General features: G+C 56.7%; 1 protein-coding gene. It reads left to right on the top strand.

What is annotated here, in order from left to right:
- Positions 1-303 precede the first annotated feature (303 nt).
- Complete coding sequence (locus tag N5K27_RS28870) at positions 304-636, top strand: leucine zipper domain-containing protein (protein WP_347945786.1); 333 nt, start codon at positions 304-306, stop codon at positions 634-636.
- The last annotated feature ends 536 nt before the right edge of the window (positions 637-1172 follow it).

Genomic DNA, 1172 nt, shown 5'->3' with positions numbered 1-1172 from the left:
GCTGGCGTCCAGCCACAGTGTATGGGCAGCGATTTCGTGGCGCAGGCCTCCGCCGCAAGCGAAGGGGTACCCGGCAACACACGATCTCTCACTCAACCGACACCAACTTAGCCAAGCGCGTCAAGCATTTAGCAAACACATACCGCTGAATATTGTTACGATTAACGGCTAGTCGCGGATACGAGCCCTTCATCATCAGCGGTGTTCACCCAGAGAGATCTTGAGGGACTGGGAATCGCCAAACGCCCTGTCACTTCAAAAGCGGACTGCGGATGAACACCCATAAGAATGTCCGATTGACGTATTTGCGTCGCCGGGAAATGGCTGGGACGCTACTTAGCCGATGAAGTGGCGGGTCTGCTGGACAAATCGTCGCGCCCAGCTCTGTCGCCCCGAGCCGTCGATCTGAGCGCCGCACTGGTCATCGTCGAGCTTCGGCGCAAGCTGTTCCTGCAATCACGCATTTCGCCGTATACAGGGGTCTCCCGGTCCACCGTCAGCCGCGTCCTCAAACGCGCTGGCTTGTCCAGGCTCAGCGATCTGGCGCCAGTCGATACGGTGCAGCGCTACGAACGAGATGCACCGGAAGAATTGCTTCATATCGATATCAATAAGCTGGTCGGTTCAGCAACGTAGGGCACAGCACCTTGGGCGATTACACCAAGCGAGCAAAAGGGCTGGCTGGGCTGGGAATACCTGTTTGTGCCTGTCGATGATTATGCCCGTGTCGCCTTCACTGCCATGAGGCCTGACGAGCGCAAGGAGAGTGCCGAGAGCCTCCTGCTTACTGTCGTCCAGTATTTCTCCAAGCTGAGCGTGAAACCAGCGCCTGTTGGCCGACAACGAACCGGCCTTCCATTCACATCCGTTTCGTCGCGCCTGCCTCGTACTGGGCATCAAGCAAATTCACCCGAGCCTATCGCCCTTAAATACAAACGGCAAGGCCTTTTGCTCACATGACGGCTAAGCTCGTCCTCACCGATACGTAGATTCGCGATGTAGGGCGCCCCGAAAGCGATCCGGTGGGACCAAGTACCGATGTCCGCTCGGAACTCATCAGGTGAGCTTCTATCGCCTTCCTTCAGATGCTAAGACTCGCCACCGATTGTTTGACCGCAGCAATCCCAAAGCGATTGGATCAAGACTTCAACGATAGCTTCCGTGGTCGATCT

It is taken from the genome of Pigmentiphaga sp. GD03639 (genome assembly GCF_029845405.1).
GTDB classification, from domain to species: Bacteria; Pseudomonadota; Gammaproteobacteria; order Burkholderiales; family Burkholderiaceae_B; genus Pigmentiphaga; species Pigmentiphaga daeguensis.
The sequence above is the reverse complement of the archived record's forward strand: the minus strand, read 5'-3'. Positions and strand labels throughout refer to the sequence as shown.